Source organism: Pseudacidovorax intermedius, assembly GCF_003350475.1.
In the GTDB taxonomy this organism is placed as follows: domain Bacteria; phylum Pseudomonadota; class Gammaproteobacteria; order Burkholderiales; family Burkholderiaceae_C; genus Xenophilus; species Xenophilus intermedius.
This window is the reverse complement of the sequence record NZ_QQAV01000002.1, coordinates 118,546-133,728: the sequence shown is the minus strand read 5'-3', so window position 1 is coordinate 133,728 and position 15,183 is coordinate 118,546. Positions and strand designations below refer to the sequence as shown.

Here is a 15,183-nt window from a genome sequence, read left to right as displayed (position 1 = left end):
CATCAACGCGCGGCGTTGCGGTCGGTGATCATCTTCGGCGTGATGAACACCAGCATCTCGGTCTTGTTCGACACGCGATCACGCTTGCGGAACAGGGCGCCGACCACCGGCACCTCGCCCAGCACCGGGATGCGCGATTCGTCGTTGGTTTCGGTCAGCTCGAAGATGCCGCCGATCACCACCGTGCCGCCGTTCTCGACCAGCACTTCGGTCTGCACATGCTTGGTGTTGATGGCGGGGCCTGCCGAGGTGTTCACGCCGCGGGAGTCCTTGTTCACGTCCAGCGTCAGGATGATGTTGCCCTCGGGCGTGATCTGCGGCGTCACTTCGAGTTTGAGCACCGCCTTGCGGAAGGAGATCGAGGTGGCACCGCTGGACGTGGCCTGCTGATAGGGAATCTCTTCGCCCTGCTCGATCAGCGCCTTGGTCTGGTCGGCGGTGATGACGCGCGGGCTCGAAATCACGCGGCCCTTGCCATCGGCCTCGAGCGCCGAGATCTCCAGGTTCAGCATGCGCGAGAAGCTGGAATTGAACAGCGCCAGCGTGAAAGCCCCGGCTGCATTGCCCGTGCCGCCAGCGTCGCCGGCGGGCAGGTTGATGAAGTTGTTGAGCGTGGCCGTGCCGAAGCTCACGGTGGGGCTGGTCGTCGTCGACGTGGTCGTGGTAGTGCCACCCGTGGTGGTGCTGGTGGAGGTAGTGCCACCGCCGGTCACGGTCGGATAGGTGCCGAAGGAACTGCGGTTGTTGATGAAGCTGCCACCCAGGCGCGCGCCCAGCGACTTGCCGAAGGTGTCGGTGGCCTCGACGATGCGCGCCTCGATCATCACCTGGCGCACGGGCACGTCCAGCTTCTGGATCAGCTCGGCCACCTGGGCCAGCTTGGACGGCACGTCCGAGACGAACAGCTGGTTGGTGCGCGATTCGGCGATCACGCTGCCGCGGGCGCTCAGGATGCGCGTGGCAGTCCCCGTGCCGCCACCGCCGCCGGCCGCCGTGCCGGTGCCGGTCAGGCCCTGGGCGATGACGATCGCCTTGGTGTAGTTGAGCTGGAAGGACTGGGTGCGCAGCGGCTCCAGGTTCTCGATGGCCGCCTTGGCCTCGTATTCCATCTTCTCCTTGGCGTTGATCTCGTCCTTGGGCGCGATCCACAGCACCGAGCCGTTCTTGCGCATGCCCAGGTTCTTGGCCTGCATGATGATGTCCAGCGCCTGGTCCCAGGGCACATCCTTCAGGCGCAGCGTCAGCGAGCCGGTCACCGAGTCGGAGGTGACGATGTTGAAGTTGGTGAAGTCCGCGATCACCTGCAGCAGCGAGCGGATCTCGATGTTCTGGAAGTTCAGCGACAGCTTCTCGCCGGTATAGCCCACGCCCTGGGTCAGCTTGGTCGGGTCGACCTTGCGGGCGCGCACCTCGACCACGAACTGGTTGTCGCTCTGGTAGGCGCTGTGCTCGTAGTCGCCGCGCGCGTCGATGGTCAGGCGCACGCGATCGCCCACCTGCTGGGCGTTGACGAACTGCACCGGCGTGTTGAAGTCCGTCACGTCCAGCCGTCGGCGCAGGCCCTCGGGCAGGGTCGACTTGGTGAATTCGGCCACCAGCGCGCGGCCTTGCTGGCGCACGTCCACACCGACCTGGTTGTTGGCGAGTTCGACGATCACGCGGCCCGTGTTGTCCGGGCCCAGGCGGAAGTCGATGTCGCGCAGCGGCTGGCTGTCGCGGTTGAAGTTCTCGGAAAAGGACTGCTGGGCCGGCGCGGCCAGCGCCTGGCCGGGCGCGGGGCTGAGCACCACGAGCAGCGAACTCCCCTGGATGTCCGTGCGATAGGCCGTGGCCTGCTTCAGGTTGAGCACCAGCCGCGTGCGATCGGCCGCCTGCACCACGTTCACCGACCGCAGGTTGCCCTGGTTCACGTCGACCGAGGACCGGCCCAGGGCATTGGTGGTGGCCGGAAAGTCCAGCGCGATGCGCGCCGGGTTCTGGACGGTGAAGCCGGTGGGTGGCGCGGCGAGCGGCCGGGCGAAGTCGATGCGCACGACCTCCGAGCCCGACTGCACCGAGCCCGTCACGGCCTGGATCGCGTTCTGCGCCTGCGCCAGCGCCATGCTTCCCAGGCAGAGCATCGCCATGCCCGCGCGCCGCAGCCAACCCAGTGCGGGAGTGCTGACCAATGACTTCATTTCGACCTCTCTTGCAGCTGCAGCGTCGCCGTGCGCTCGATCCATTCACCCGCGGCGTCCTGCACGATCTCGCGCAAGGCCAGCTCCGTCTCGTCGATGCGCATCACGCGCCCGTAGTTCTGTCCAAGGTGGTTGCCCACCCGCACCTGGTAGAGCAGCTTGTCCACCATCACCAGCGCCACCTGCTGACCCCCGCGCTTGAGGCTGCCCACCATGGCCATCGAATCCAGCGGATAGGCCTCCAGGGGCTCCTTGGGCCGGTTGAGTTCGGGCGCGATCAGGTCCGAGCGCACGGCAGGGCTCGTGCTGTCCCGTCGCAGGGCCTGCAGCAGCCGCTGGTTGTCGAAGGGCTCGACGGCGCCGGTCTCGGTGTAGGCCTGGGGCACGAACTTCTTCGGCTCGGAAATCTGCTCGATGCGCGGCTTGGCGTTGGCGCGTTCCTGGCGCATCCACTCCACCAGGTCGTCCTGATCGGATCCCAGGCAGCCGGTGAGCAGGACGGCTGCCGAACAGGCCAGCAGCAGGAGGCCGGTCTTCTTCATCATTTCTTGGCCTGGGCGGCGGACGCCTTGCGCTGCGCGGCCTGCTCGTCGGCATCCAGGTAGCGGTAGGTGCGGGCGGTAGCGTCCATGGTCAGCCCGCCGCCGTCCTTCTGGGGCACGATGGACAGGTTGTTGAGCGTCACGATGCGCGACAGGTTGGCAATGTCGGCAGCGAAGGCACCCATGTCGTGGTAGCGCCCCGTGACGCGCACGGCGATCGGCAGCTCGGCGTAGTAGTCACGCACCTCGACCTGGCCCGGGCGGAAGAGCTCGAACTGCAGGCTGCGGCCCAGGCCGGCCTGGTTAATGTCGGACAGCAAGGCATCCATCTCGGCCTTGCTGGGTAATTGCTTTTCGAGCACGAGCACGTACTGCTGCACCTGCTCGCGCTGCTTCTTCAGCTGCTCGAGGTTGACGGCCCGCGCCACTTTGGTCCGGTAGTCCTCGCGCAGCGACTGCTCACGACCGAGGTCGGCCTGGTACTCCTCGTCCACGCCACCCAGCCAGACGAACCACAGCACCACCACCACCGCCGCCGCGACGACGGCGCACAGGGCGTAGCGCGGCACGGCCGGCCAGCGGGACGGATCGTTGGGATCGAGGCCGCGGAACTGCCGCGCGGCCGCGCGCAGTGCCGCACCCACATCCGCGCGTGGCAATGAAATGCGCGACGCCATCTCCGCTCGCCCTTTCAACCCTTGGTCGATGCCGCGGGCGCCGGCGACGTCGGCTTCTGGGCCTCCGTCGGACGGCGCACGCCCACGCGCATCGTGAAATTCGACACCCGGCGCTGATCCCGGGGACTGAGCGTGACCACGCCCGCAGTGATTTCCACCAGCTCGGGCTTGACCAGCCAGGGGCTGCTGTTGCCCAGGTTGCGCAGCAACTCCGAGACCCGCTCGTTGGACTGGGCCGCGCCCTGCAAGGTCACGGTCTGGTTTTCCTGGCGCATGCTGGTCAGGTAGACGCCGTCGGGCAACTGCCGGACCAGCTCATTGAGCAGGTGCACCGGCAGGTTGCGGTCGGCCTGCAGGTCTTCGACCGACTTCTGGCGCGCGCGCAGCCCGGCGATTTCGCCCTGCAGCGTGGCGATCTCCTTGATCTCGGTGTCCAACTTCTGTATCTCCGAACTCAGCAGCGCGTTGCGCGTCTGCTGGTCGAGGATCAGGGCCTGCAGGTACAGGAAGGCCACGCCGGCGATCAGGCCCCCGGCCAGGGCCGCGGCGCCCAGCGAGGCGTAGAAGTTCTCCTTGCGGCGCTTGCGGGCCGCCTCGCGGTGCGGCAGCAGGTTGATCAGGATCACTGCAGGAACCTCCGCATCGCCAGCCCGCAGGCCGTGAGGTAGGAGGCGGACTCGCGCTGGAGCCGCTTGGCACGCACGCCCGAATCGAACTCCATGCCCTCGAAAGGATTGAGCAGCGAGCAGGCGAAGGAGGTCTGGCGCGTCACCGCATGGGTGAGCCCGGGCAGCCCCGCGGAGCCGCCGGCCAGCAGCACGTAATCCACGCGGTTGTGCGGCGTGCTGGTGAAGAAGAACTGCAGCGCCCGCGCGATCTCCTGCGCGATGCTGGCCACAAAGGGCTTGAGTACGGCGGATTCGTAGTCTTCGGGCAGGTCGCCGCTGCGCTTCTTGGCCTCAGCCTCCTCGGCCGAGAAGCCGTACTGGCGCACGATCAACTGGGTGAGTTGCGCACCCCCGAAGGCCTGATCGCGGTCGTACAGCACCTCGTCGTTGCGCAGCACCTGCATGCTCGTGGTGCTGGCTCCCACCTCGAACAGCGCGACGACGGCGTCGCGGCCCTGGGCGGGCAACTGCTCGATCAGCCGCGCCGCGGCGAGCCGGGAAGCGAAGGACTCCACGTCCAGGATCACCGCCTTCAGGCCGGCCGCCTCCGCCAGACCCTGACGGTCCTGCACCTTCTCCTTGCGGGAGGCGGCGATCAGCACCTCCACATCCTCGGGGCTGCCCGCGCTGGGGCCCATGACGCAGAAGTCGAGGCTGACCTCGTCCAGCGAGAAGGGGATGTATTGGTTGGCTTCGGACTCGACCTGGACCTCGAGCTCCGTCTCGCTCAGGCCGGCCGGCAGGATCACCTTCTTGGTGATCACGGCCGATGGCGGCAGCGCCAGGGCCGCATTCTTGGTCTTGGCGCCACTTTTGCGCACAACCCGGCGCACGGCTTCGGCGACCTCGTCGAATTTCTCGACGTTACCGTCCGTGATCCAGCCGCGTTCCAGCGGTTCGATCGCGCAGCGCAGAAGCACCAGCTTGCCCGCGGCATTGCGCTCGAGTTCCACCAGCTTCACGCTGGACGAAGAGACGTCCAGGCCCAGAAGAGGCGGCGGCTGTCGACGAAAAAGTGATCCAAGGGCCATCGGAGGACGCTCAGCCGTTCACGTGCTTGTAACACTTGGCAAAAAATGCGTGTGAATAGATGCTATCAGCGCAACACCCCCCGCACCAACAGCCGCCGTCGGCTTTTTTTAACGAAATTGCATTAGTTGTTAAAAGAATACGAAGCCAGCCCCCCGCATCCTCAACGCAAAGTAACGATCAGTGTAACCAGGGGTGAGAAGCGACCCGGTTTTTATAATCCGCGGCCCCAAGAGCCTCTCGCCCCATGCCCCCCTCCTCACGCGCGCCGGCGCCCTCCCCCCGAGAAGACAAGGCCCAGAAGCGCCCGCCCGGGCCCGCCTGGCTGCGTTGGACCACGCGCATCCTCCTGTGGATGCTGGGCATCGCGGGCGCCGCCGTCGCCAGCGCGCTGCTGGTGGGGGCAGTGGCCCTGGCGGTCGCCTATCCCAACCTGCCGGACGTCTCGGAACTCGCCGACTACCGGCCCAAGCTGCCGCTGCGCGTCTTCTCCGCGGAAGGCATCCAGATCGGCGAGTTCGGCGAGGAGCGCCGCAACCTCACGCCCATCGCCACCGTGCCCAAGGTGATGAAGGAAGCGGTGCTGGCGGCGGAAGATGCCCGCTTCTACGACCATGGCGGGGTCGACTACAAGGGCGTGATCCGCGCCGGCCTGGCCAACCTCAACCGGGTGAAGAGCCAGGGCGCATCGACCATCTCGATGCAGGTGGCGCGCAACGTCTACCTCAGCTCCGAAAAGACGCTCACCCGCAAGATCTACGAGATCCTGCTGGCCTTCAAGCTGGAGCACCAGCTCAGCAAGGACCAGATCCTCGAGATCTACCTGAACCAGATCTACCTGGGCAACCGCTCCTACGGCTTCGCCGCGGCGTCCGAGTCGTACTTCGGCAAGCCGCTGCAGGACATCACCATTGCCGAAGCCGCGATGCTGGCCGGGCTGCCCAAGGCACCGGGCGCCAACAACCCGGTCAACAACCCCTCCCGAGCGCGGGCGCGCCAGCTCTACGTCGTCGACCGCATGGTCGAGGCCGGCTTCATCACCGAGGCGCAGGCGAAGGAGGCCCGTGCCGAGCGCCTGCACCTGCGCAACGCCAACGATCCCGACCGGCTGCATGCCGAGTACGTGGCCGAGACGGTGCGCCAGCTGATGTATGCGCAGTACGGCGACAGCACCTACACGCGTGGCCTGAAGGTCTACACCTCGCTGGTCGCTTCGCAGCAATCGGCGGCCTATTCGGCTCTGCGCCGAGGCATCATGGATTACGAGCGGCGCCAGATCTACCGCGGGCCCGAGAAGTTCATCGACCTGCCGAGCGACCCCAAGGAACTGGACGAAGCCGTGGACGACGTCCTGGCCGAGCATCCCGACAACGGCGACGTGATGTCGGCCGTGGTGCTCAAGGCCAGCCCCAAGGAAGTCACCGCCGTTCGCGCCAGTGGCGAAGAACTGCAGATCACCGGTGAAGGCCTACGCCCGGCGCAGTCGGGCCTGTCGGACAAGGCGGCGCCGAACGTGCGCATCCGCCGCGGCGCCGTCATCCGCGTGGCGAAGACCGCCAAGGGCACCTGGGAGATCACGCAGTTGCCCGAGGTGGAGGGCGCCTTCGTGGCCATGGACCCGCGCGATGGTGCCATCAAGGCCATGGTGGGCGGCTTCGACTTCGGCAAGAACAAGTTCAACCACGTCACGCAGGCGTGGCGCCAGCCCGGCTCCAGCTTCAAGCCCTTCATCTACTCGGCCGCCCTCGAAAAAGGCTTCATGCCCAGCACCGTGGTCAACGACGGCCCGCTGTTCTTCGACGCCGGCACCACCGGCGGGCAGCCCTGGGAACCGAAGAACTACGACGGCAACTTCGAGGGCCCGATGCCGCTGCGCCGGGCGCTGATGAAGTCCAAGAACATGGTGTCCATCCGCGTGCTGCAGTCCATCGGCACCCGCTACGCGCAGGACTGGATCACCAACTTCGGCTTCGAACGCGAAAAGCACCCGGCCTACCTGCCGATGGCGCTGGGCGCCGGCTCGGTCACGCCGATGCAGATGGCGGCGGCCTATTCGGTGTTCGCCAATGGCGGCTACCGCGTGAATCCCTACCTGATCACCCGCATCACCGACCACAAGGACCGGGTGCTGGTGGACGTGCAGCCGCCGCTGCGCGGCGAGACCTCGCGCGCCATTCCGCAGCGCAACGCCTACATCATGGACAGCCTGCTGCAGTCCGTGGCCAGCGGTGGCACGGCGGCCAAGGCCCAGGCCACGCTCAAGCGCGTCGACCTCTACGGCAAGACCGGCACCACCAACGATTCGCTGGACGCCTGGTTTGCCGGCTTCCAGCCTACGCTCACCGCCGTGGTGTGGATGGGGTACGACACGCCCCGCAAGCTGGGTGATCGCGAGACGGGCGGCGGCCTGAGCCTGCCGATCTGGATCAGCTTCATGCAGACCGCCCTCAAGGGCGTGCCGGTGAGCGAGATCCAGGCGCCGCCGGGGGTGGTCAGCATCGGCGGCGAGGTCTACTACGACGACTACACGCCAGGCCGGGCCGTGAGCACCCTCGGTGTCGAGCCGGTGACGGTGCCCGGGATCGAAGGCAGCGCCCCCGGCGCGGCACCTTCGGGCGGCGAGGAGCGCAATCGCATCCTCGACCTGTTCCGCAACTGAGCCGGCCGGCGGGCCCGCCTGGCGGATCGGGGATGCGCACCGGCTTCAGGCACCGGCGCAGACCCCGGCGTCGGTCGCGCCGGCTGCGCGCTCAGCCAGCCGTGAAGCTCAGCGGCTGGCCGGCCTGCAGACTGCACTCCTGCGACAGCCGCCCGAAGAGTTCGTCGCCGCTCTTGGTGTCGACCCAGTGCTGCCCATCGTGGCGGAAGTGGTAGCCGCCGGTGCGGGCTGCGAGCCAGATCTCGTGCAGCGGCGGCTGCAGATTCACCACCACCTGGCTTCGGTTGGCGAAGGTCAGCGTGATCATGCCGCCCACGCGCTGGTTGTCGATGTCCGCGTCGGTGTTCTCGTTGATCTGGTCACAGCATCGTTCGATGGCTGCCAGAGCGGATTCCGCGAGATCGAGGTACTGGGCATCGGTCATGACTGGATAAAATTTCGCGATGTTGAATGCTCGGCAAATTCTAGTGAGCGCCTCCCTGCGCCAACTCGCAAAGGTCTTTGCGCTCGCAGCCCTGGTCGCCCTGTCTGCCTGCGGCCAGAAGGGCGCGCTCTACCTGCCGACCGAGCCTGCGGCCGCCCAGCGTGCCACGCTTCCCCAGGTACTCACCGGCTCCGGCAGCAAGGCCGCACCAGCACCCGCCGAGGCTTCCAGCGCACCCGCATCGTCTTCGGTTCCCTCGGTTCCCGCCTCCCGTCCATGACCGCTTCCCTTGCCTCTCCCGGCACCGCACTGCCGGGCCAACCCCACATTGCCCGCGACGGCGCCGTCCTGCGTGTCGAGCAGGCCGACCTGCAGGCGCTGGCGCGTGAACACGGCACGCCGCTGTTCGTCTACTCCAAACAGTGGATGCTCGACGCACTGGCCGCGTATCGCCGCGGCTTCGAAGGCCGGGACGCACTGGTTTGCTACGCCATGAAGGCCAACTCCTCGCTGGGCGTATTGCGCGTCTTCGCCGAGGCCGGCTGCGGCTTCGACATCGTCTCTGGCGGCGAACTGGCCCGCGTGATGGCCGCTGGTGCGGACGTGGGCAAGGTCATCTTCTCCGGCGTCGGCAAGACCCGCGCGGAGATGCGGCAGGCCCTGGAGGCCGGCATCGCCTGCTTCAACGTGGAGAGCGAAGCCGAGCTCGACGTGCTGAGCGACGTCGCCGTGGCCGCCGGCAAGCGCGCGCCGGTCAGCCTGCGCATCAATCCCAACGTCGACGCCAAGACGCATCCGTACATCTCCACCGGCCTCAAGGGCAACAAGTTCGGCATCGCGCACGACCGCGCGGTCGAGGTCTACCGGCATGCCGCATCGCTGCCTGGCCTGACCGTCGTCGGCATCGACTGCCACATCGGCTCGCAGATCACCGAGGCCTCGCCCTACCTGGATGCGCTGGAGCGCGTGCTCGACTTGGTGCAGGCCATCGAGGCGCAGGACATCCGGCTGCAGCACCTGGACTTTGGCGGCGGCTTGGGCATCGACTACAACGGCGACACGCCGCCGGCTGCCGATGCGCTGTGGCAGCAGCTGCTGGCCCGGCTGGACGCCCGCGGCTTCGGCGACCGCAAGCTGATCATCGAACCTGGCCGCTCGCTGGTCGGCAATGCGGGCGTCTGCGTGACCGAGGTGCTCTACACCAAGCCCGGCGAAGAAAAGAACTTCTGCATCGTCGACGCGGCCATGAACGACCTGCCGCGTCCCGCCATGTACGAGGCCTTCCACCGCATCGAGCCGGTGGTGCTGAAGGTGGACGCCGAGCCGGTGCGCTACGACGTGGTCGGCCCGGTGTGCGAAAGCGGCGACTGGTTGGGCCGCGACCGCGAGCTGGCCGTGCAATCGGGCGACCTGCTGGCGGTGCTCTCGGCCGGCGCGTACTGCATGAGCATGGCCAGCAACTACAACACACGCGGCCGTGCGGCCGAGGTACTGGTCAGCGGTTCCGAGGCACGGCTGATCCGGCGGCGCGAGACCGTCGAAGACCAGTTGCGCGCGGAGCAACTGCTTTGAAATGACGAAGGCGGCCACTGCCGCCTTCTTTCATTGCGCTACCGCGTGGCGCTTGCTCGGCGCGCGGCGACTGCATGCCACACGCGCCAGCCCAGCAGCACCGCGATGACGACGGCATAGATGCCGACCTCGCCGAAGTTGTTCTTGCCGGCCCGCATCCAGAAGAAGTGCAGCAAGCCCAGCCCCACACACAGGTAGACCACGCGATGCAGCCGCTGCCAGCGCTTGCCCCCCAGCGCCTTGATCGCGCGATTGAAGGACGTGGCGGCCAGCAGCGTCAGCAGCACGAAGGCCGCAAAGCCCACGAGGATGAACGGCCGCTTGGGAATGTCCGCCACGATGGCCGGCAGGTCGAAGCCCATGTCGAACCACGAATAGCACAGCAGGTGCACCACGACATAGAAGTAGGCGAAGAGCCCCAGCATGCGGCGCCACCGGGCCAGCGCCGTGAGCTTGGCCATCACACGCAACGGCGTCACGGCCAGCACGATGCAGAGAAAGCGCAGGGCCCAGTCGCCCGTGGCGCGCAGCAGGTACTCCGCCGGGTTGGCGCCGAGTTGATCCGCCACGGCGCCATAGAGCAACCACGCGAAAGGAAGCAGGCACAGCACGAACACAGCCGGCTTGACCGCCGGATGCATCAGCAGCCGGTTGAGACCGTTGCCACCCGCCGGCCGGGCAGCAGTGCCGCGACCCGTCTGTGCAGCCGTCGCCATCAGTAGAACTTCTTCAGGTCCATGCCGGCATAGAGCTGGCCGACCTGCGCCTCGTAGCCATTGAACAGCAGCGTCTTGCGCCGCTTGGCGAACAGGCCGCCAGGCTCGCCGATGCGTCGCTCCGTGGCCTGGCTCCAGCGTGGATGGTCCACATCGGGGTTCACGTTGGAATAGAAGCCGTATTCGTTGGCCGCCGCCTTGTTCCAGGCCGTGCCCGGCTCCTTCTCGACGAAGCGGATCTTGACGATGGACTTGGCCGACTTGAACCCGTACTTCCACGGCACGACGATGCGCACCGGCGCGCCGTTCTGGTTGGGCAGCACTTCGCCGTACATGCCGAAAGTCAGCAGCGTGAGCGGATGCATCGCCTCGTCCATGCGCAGGCCCTCGGCATACGGCCAGTCGAGCACACGCGAACCGACGAAGGGCATGGTCTTCGGATCGGCCAGCGTCACGAACTCGACGTACTTGGCGTTGCCCTGCGGCTCCACGCGTTTGATCAGCTCGGCCAGCGAATAGCCCACCCACGGAATCACCATCGACCAGCCCTCGACGCAGCGGAGGCGGTACACCCGATCCTCCTGGGCGGAGAGCTTGAGCAGGTCCTCGATGCTGTACTTGCCCGGCTTCTTGACCAGCCCCTCGACCTCGACCGTCCACGGGCGGGTCTTGAGGGTGTGCGCGTTCTTGGCTGGATCGGCCTTGTCGGTGCCGAATTCGTAGAAGTTGTTGTAGGTGGTGGCGTCCTTGTAGTCGGTGACCTTCTCCATCACCTGCGCGCCCGGCACTCTGGACTTGACGCCCGGCAGCGGGGCGAGCTTGCCGCCGGAATTCTGAGCCTGCGCCATCGCCTCGCGGCCGGCCCAGCCGGCCATGGCCGCACCCGCGGCGCCGGTTGCCATCAGGCGCAGGAGCTGGCGGCGCTGCTCGTACACCGCACGTGGTGTGATTTCGCTGGAGACGGGATGGACGAAGCCGTCATCGTGGGAACGGATCAACATGGGGGCCCTTTCGCAGGCGGGAGACACAGATGGACAGAGGGAAGTTCGATGCCCACGTCCATTTGGTTACGCAGGCCGGCCCCACCTGGATTTCAGTCTGCCCCAAAAGCCCTGCCCCCGCCGCGGGTGGGGCTGCGCCGGCACGCGGGCCGGCGGCCCTGGCCTACAGCGTGCCGTAGCTGTGCAGGCCCGACAGGAACATGTTGACGCCCAGGAAGGCGAAGGTGGTCACCGCCAGCCCCACCAGCGCCCACCACGAGGCGACCGTCCCGCGAAGGCCCTTGACCAGGCGCATGTGCAGCCACGCGGCGTAGTTGAGCCAGACGATCAGCGCCCAGGTCTCCTTCGGGTCCCAGCTCCAGTAGCCGCCCCAGGCGTCGGCGGCCCAGAGCGCACCCAGCACCGTGGCGATGGTGAAGAAGGCGAAGCCGACGGCGATGGCCTTGTACATCACGTCGTCCAGCACCTCGAAGGCGGGCAGGCGGGCGGCGATGCGGCGGCGGCCCAGCAGGATGCCGGCCGCTATCAGCGCCGAGATCAGGGCATAGCCCACCCAGTAACTGCCGCCGGCCTCGGCCACGCCGCGCTGGCGGAAGGCGATGGGCACGAAGCACAGGGCAGCGCCCAGCAGCCAGATGGGCGTCAGGCGCCACCAGCGCGTCTCGGCCGCCTGCTGCTTGATGAGGTAGGCGAAGGCCACCATGGCCGCCAGCGAGAAGGTGCCGTAGCCGATGAAGTTGGCCGGCACGTGCAGCTTCATCCACCAGCTCTGCAGGGCCGGCACCAGCGGCTGGATCTCGTGCGCACCGCGCACCAGCGTGTACCAGAGCAGAAAGCCCACCGCGGCGCTGACCACCAGCATCACGAAGGCGCCGAGCGCGCGGGTGCGGTAGCGCTCCTCGTAGTAGAGGTAGAAGGCCGCCGTCATCCAGCAGAAGAGCACGAAGACCTCGTAGAGGTTGCTCACTGGGATGTGGCCGATGTCGGGGCCGATCTGGTGGCTCTCGTACCAGCGCACCATGGTGCCGATCAGCGCCAGCGTCACCGCCGCCCAGGCCAGGCGCGAGCCGATGCGCTCCATGGCATCGGACTGGCCGGTTGCGAAGAAGCCCAGCCAGTAGAAGACCGTGCTCATGAAGAACAGCACGCTCATCCAGAGGATGGCCGACTGGCTGGAAAGGAAGTACTTGAGCCAGAACACGCTGTCGGCCCGCGCCAGATCGCCCTGGTAGCTCACGATGGCCAGCACCGAGGCTGCGGCCACGACGACCCCCAGGCGCTGGAGCGGTCGCCAGAACCAGCCCAGCCACACCAGCGCCGGCAGCGTGCCGAGCAGGATGGCCTTCTCGTACACGTCCATGGCGCCGTGATAGCGCGTCAGCGCGAACAGCCCGCCCGCCAGCACGAAGGCGGCGAACAGCCAATCGGTCAGGCTGCGGCGGGAGAACCAGCCTTCGTTGAGGCTCAGCGTGGTGGTGCTGGTGACGGTGTTCATCGGGATGGGGTCTCCGCGGAAGAAGGCGCATCGGCCGGGGGCAGCCCCAGCAGGCGTTCGCGCAGGCGGTTGAATTCCTTGTCGGTGTCCAGGCCGCGTCGGTTGACCGACAGGGCCATCGCCGCCTCGGCGCCGCTGCCGTTGGCGCTCGGCGCCAGCCACACCCACAGCCGCCGCTCGCGAACGTAGAGCATGGCAAAAATGCCCACGATCAGCAACAGGCAGCCCAGGTACACCACGCTCTTGCCCGGTGCACGCGCCACCTGGAAGACGCTGGCCTGCACCTGCGTGAAGTCGGTCAGCATGAGCGCCACGGGCGCCGGGTAGAAGGCGGCGTCGCTCAGCGACAGCACCGCCTGCGTGAGCCAGGCCTGCGACTTCTCGTCGCGAGACAGCGGTGCCTGGCCCGCCTGCGTGCGGCTCAGGTTGAGCACCTCGAAGAGCACGTCGTTGACCACGCGCACCAGAATCTGCCCGGCCCGCTCGCGCTCGGCCTCGGGCACCTGCTGGTCGATGAATTCGGCGATGGCCTGCCAGCCGGAGGCATTGCGCCCATCCGCACGCGCAGTGCCCGCCTGCAGTTGCTCGGCGCCGGCAAACAGGCCGATGGCGCGCAGGGCCGAGGCACGCAGCTGCTGGGCCTGCTCGGGCCGGTCGGGGCCGATGGCCTGGGCCACGTAGCGGTCCACCGCCTGGGCACGCACCGCCGGATCGGCCAGCGCCTCGCGCAGGCGGGTGAAGCCGGCCATTCCCATCTCGTCGTCGGCGGGCACGCGCAGGTAGCGGAAAGGCTGGTCGGGCTGCTCGCGCACACCCAGCAGGAAGACCGGCGGCGCGCCTTCTTCCATCACCGTCGGCACCATGTAGTTCTGGTATTCGCGCGCCTGGCCGGCCGCGTCGCGCAGCTTGTAGCCGATGCTCGGGCCGATGTTGCGCAGCTCCTTGGGCTTGTCCACCTTGTGGGCCGCGCCCAGGCGCGACTCCAGGCTGCCAACCAGGTCCACCTTGCGCACGTCGGCCCCGCTGCCGCCGTTGGCGCCGGCGAAGTTCTCGACGTTGATCACGCGCAGCGCCGTGTATTCGAGCGTGAGCTTGTCTTGGCCGTTGGTCAGCTCGGTGCTGGTGCCGATGGTGCCCTCGACCTCGAAGGACCTGGCCGCCGCGCCCATGGGCACGGCGCGCAGCTTCACGCGCGAGCCGCCATCGTCGAAGCTGGACTGGTAAATCTCGACACCCTTCCAGTTGGCCGGGTGGTTGACCTCGATGCGCGCGTTCTTCGTCTCGCCGGTCGCGCGGTCGTGCAGCACCACCTCGCTCGCGAAGAGCTTGGGCATGCCGGTTGCGTAGTAGTCGACGATGAACTTCTTGAGCTCGATGGCGAAGGGCAGCTCCTGCAGCAGCACGCCATCGGCCTGGTTGAGGATGGCCACCGACGACTGCGCGCCCTCGGGCACCAGGATGTTGCCGCGGAAGGTCGGGTTGGTCGGCGACAGGCGGTGCTGCGCGGGCACGTCCGCGATCATGCCGCCGCCGGTGTAGACCGATTTGCCGCCCAGCCAGGTCTGCGCACGCACGATGAGGTCGCCGTCGAGCAGGCCGCCCAGGCAGATCAGCACGATGGCGCCATGGGCCGCCATGTAGCCCAGCTTGTTGGCGCCGCCGGCCCGGGCCGCGACCATCCAGCCCGCCGGCGCGCCCGCCGTTTCGCGCTTCTGCAGCTTGACCTTCCAGCCTCCGCCCACCAGTTGCTGGCCGATGCGGTTGGCGGCGGCGTCGGGCGACTCGGCCAGCACCGTCTCGGCGCGCAGACCGAAGGCCTTCAGGCCCTGGACGCGGAGGTCTTCCTTGTAGCTGCGCAGGTCGCTCATGATGCGCGGCGTGTTGCGCGCGATGCACAGCGAGGTGCTGGTCACCAGGAAGGCCAGGATCAGCAGGAACCACCAGGCGCTGTAGATGGTGTCAAGCCGCGCGGCGCGGAAGACCTGCGCCCAGAAGGGCCCGAACTGGTTGATGTAGTTGTTGATCGGCTCCTGCTGCTTGAGCACAGTGCCGATGACCGAGGCAATGCAGATCACCGTCAGCAGCGCGATGGCGAAGCGCATCGACGACAGCAGCTCCACGGCGGCGCGCAGGGCCTGCGAGCCGGTTCGAAGGCGAAGGCCGTGGGTGGAGACGCTCATGACGGAAGGCAGCAGTGGACAGGAAAAAGGGCGGGCGATCCCC

13 protein-coding genes are annotated in these 15,183 nt (G+C 67.5%); 3 read left to right on the top strand and 10 right to left on the bottom strand.

All coding sequences use genetic code 11. The features are described 5' to 3' along the window. Nucleotides 1–2: 2 nt before the first annotated feature. From DFR41_RS07250 to DFR41_RS07230, 5 genes are read right to left on the bottom strand one after another with little or no spacing between them, the layout of a single operon-like run. Nucleotides 3–2,177, bottom strand: coding sequence for a type IV pilus secretin PilQ (locus DFR41_RS07250; protein WP_114802286.1), 2,175 nt, complete (start codon nt 2,175–2,177; stop codon nt 3–5). Continuing rightward, nucleotides 2,174–2,719, bottom strand: coding sequence for a pilus assembly protein PilP (locus tag DFR41_RS07245; RefSeq protein ID WP_017757750.1), 546 nt, complete (start codon nt 2,717–2,719; stop codon nt 2,174–2,176). Before DFR41_RS07245 ends, DFR41_RS07250 begins: the two co-directional genes overlap by 4 nt. After that, nucleotides 2,719–3,396 carry a type IV pilus inner membrane component PilO gene (locus tag DFR41_RS07240; protein ID WP_114802285.1) on the bottom strand — a complete coding sequence of 226 codons (678 nt, stop codon included), beginning with the start codon at nt 3,394–3,396 and terminating at the stop codon, nt 2,719–2,721. The genes DFR41_RS07245 and DFR41_RS07240 overlap by 1 nt, the downstream gene beginning before the upstream one ends. A gap of 14 nt (nt 3,397–3,410) precedes the next feature. Next, on the bottom strand, nt 3,411–4,022 hold the full coding sequence (locus DFR41_RS07235; protein WP_017757748.1) for a PilN domain-containing protein: 612 nt from the start codon (nt 4,020–4,022) through the stop codon (nt 3,411–3,413). Beyond that, the gene (locus DFR41_RS07230) at nt 4,019–5,095 is read right to left on the bottom strand and encodes a pilus assembly protein PilM (protein WP_043113835.1); all 1,077 of its coding nucleotides are present in this window, start codon (nt 5,093–5,095) and stop codon (nt 4,019–4,021) included. Before DFR41_RS07230 ends, DFR41_RS07235 begins: the two co-directional genes overlap by 4 nt. A gap of 245 nt (nt 5,096–5,340) precedes the next feature. On the opposite strand from DFR41_RS07230, the gene DFR41_RS07225 reads away from it, so the two are divergent. After that, the gene (locus DFR41_RS07225) at nt 5,341–7,752 is read left to right on the top strand and encodes a penicillin-binding protein 1A (protein WP_081682162.1); all 2,412 of its coding nucleotides are present in this window, start codon (nt 5,341–5,343) and stop codon (nt 7,750–7,752) included. Between the two features lie 91 nt (nt 7,753–7,843). Here the strand turns inward: DFR41_RS07225 and cyaY are convergent, their stop codons facing one another. Further along, nucleotides 7,844–8,176 (bottom strand): iron donor protein CyaY, encoded by a 333-nt coding sequence (gene cyaY / locus DFR41_RS07220; RefSeq protein ID WP_017757745.1) that lies wholly within the window; start codon nt 8,174–8,176, stop codon nt 7,844–7,846. Between the two features lie 19 nt (nt 8,177–8,195). Between cyaY and lptM the strand changes: the two genes are divergently transcribed. After that, the gene (lptM, locus tag DFR41_RS07215) at nt 8,196–8,456 is read left to right on the top strand and encodes an LPS translocon maturation chaperone LptM (RefSeq protein WP_114802284.1); all 261 of its coding nucleotides are present in this window, start codon (nt 8,196–8,198) and stop codon (nt 8,454–8,456) included. Then, nucleotides 8,453–9,748, top strand: coding sequence for a diaminopimelate decarboxylase (gene lysA, locus DFR41_RS07210; RefSeq protein WP_114802283.1), 1,296 nt, complete (start codon nt 8,453–8,455; stop codon nt 9,746–9,748). The genes lptM and lysA overlap by 4 nt, the downstream gene beginning before the upstream one ends. 38 nt (nt 9,749–9,786) lie before the next feature. Here lysA and DFR41_RS07205 read toward each other — a convergent pair whose 3' ends face one another. The 4 genes from DFR41_RS07205 to DFR41_RS07190 all read right to left on the bottom strand — a co-directional run bounded on the left by DFR41_RS07205 (nt 9,787) and on the right by DFR41_RS07190 (nt 15,140). Further along, nucleotides 9,787–10,464, bottom strand: a complete 678-nt coding sequence (locus DFR41_RS07205; protein ID WP_114802282.1) for a protein-methionine-sulfoxide reductase heme-binding subunit MsrQ — start codon at nt 10,462–10,464, stop codon at nt 9,787–9,789. Beyond that, entirely contained in the window at nt 10,464–11,465 is a 1,002-nt protein-coding gene (gene msrP / locus DFR41_RS07200; RefSeq protein ID WP_114802281.1) for a protein-methionine-sulfoxide reductase catalytic subunit MsrP, read from the bottom strand. Before msrP ends, DFR41_RS07205 begins: the two co-directional genes overlap by 1 nt. A 163-nt stretch (nt 11,466–11,628) precedes the next feature. After that, a complete protein-coding gene (gene ccsB / locus DFR41_RS07195) occupies nt 11,629–12,960 on the bottom strand; it encodes a c-type cytochrome biogenesis protein CcsB (protein WP_017757741.1) in 1,332 nt (443 codons plus the stop codon). After that, entirely contained in the window at nt 12,957–15,140 is a 2,184-nt protein-coding gene (locus DFR41_RS07190; RefSeq protein ID WP_114802280.1) for a cytochrome c biogenesis protein ResB, read from the bottom strand. The genes ccsB and DFR41_RS07190 overlap by 4 nt, the downstream gene beginning before the upstream one ends. Nucleotides 15,141–15,183 lie beyond the last annotated feature (43 nt).

Coding starts and splice junctions, on each gene's coding strand:
- ccsB (WP_017757741.1), bottom strand. CDS start 12,960: ATGAACACCGTCACCAGCACCACCACGCTGAGCCTCAACGAAGGCTGG.
- msrP (WP_114802281.1), bottom strand. CDS start 11,465: ATGTTGATCCGTTCCCACGATGACGGCTTCGTCCATCCCGTCTCCAGC.
- DFR41_RS07230 (WP_043113835.1), bottom strand. CDS start 5,095: ATGGCCCTTGGATCACTTTTTCGTCGACAGCCGCCGCCTCTTCTGGGC.
- DFR41_RS07190 (WP_114802280.1), bottom strand. CDS start 15,140: ATGAGCGTCTCCACCCACGGCCTTCGCCTTCGAACCGGCTCGCAGGCC.
- DFR41_RS07245 (WP_017757750.1), bottom strand. CDS start 2,719: ATGAAGAAGACCGGCCTCCTGCTGCTGGCCTGTTCGGCAGCCGTCCTG.
- lptM (WP_114802284.1), top strand. CDS start 8,196: ATGTTGAATGCTCGGCAAATTCTAGTGAGCGCCTCCCTGCGCCAACTC.
- cyaY (WP_017757745.1), bottom strand. CDS start 8,176: ATGACCGATGCCCAGTACCTCGATCTCGCGGAATCCGCTCTGGCAGCC.
- DFR41_RS07225 (WP_081682162.1), top strand. CDS start 5,341: ATGCCCCCCTCCTCACGCGCGCCGGCGCCCTCCCCCCGAGAAGACAAG.
- DFR41_RS07240 (WP_114802285.1), bottom strand. CDS start 3,396: ATGGCGTCGCGCATTTCATTGCCACGCGCGGATGTGGGTGCGGCACTG.
- lysA (WP_114802283.1), top strand. CDS start 8,453: ATGACCGCTTCCCTTGCCTCTCCCGGCACCGCACTGCCGGGCCAACCC.
- DFR41_RS07250 (WP_114802286.1), bottom strand. CDS start 2,177: ATGAAGTCATTGGTCAGCACTCCCGCACTGGGTTGGCTGCGGCGCGCG.
- DFR41_RS07205 (WP_114802282.1), bottom strand. CDS start 10,464: ATGGCGACGGCTGCACAGACGGGTCGCGGCACTGCTGCCCGGCCGGCG.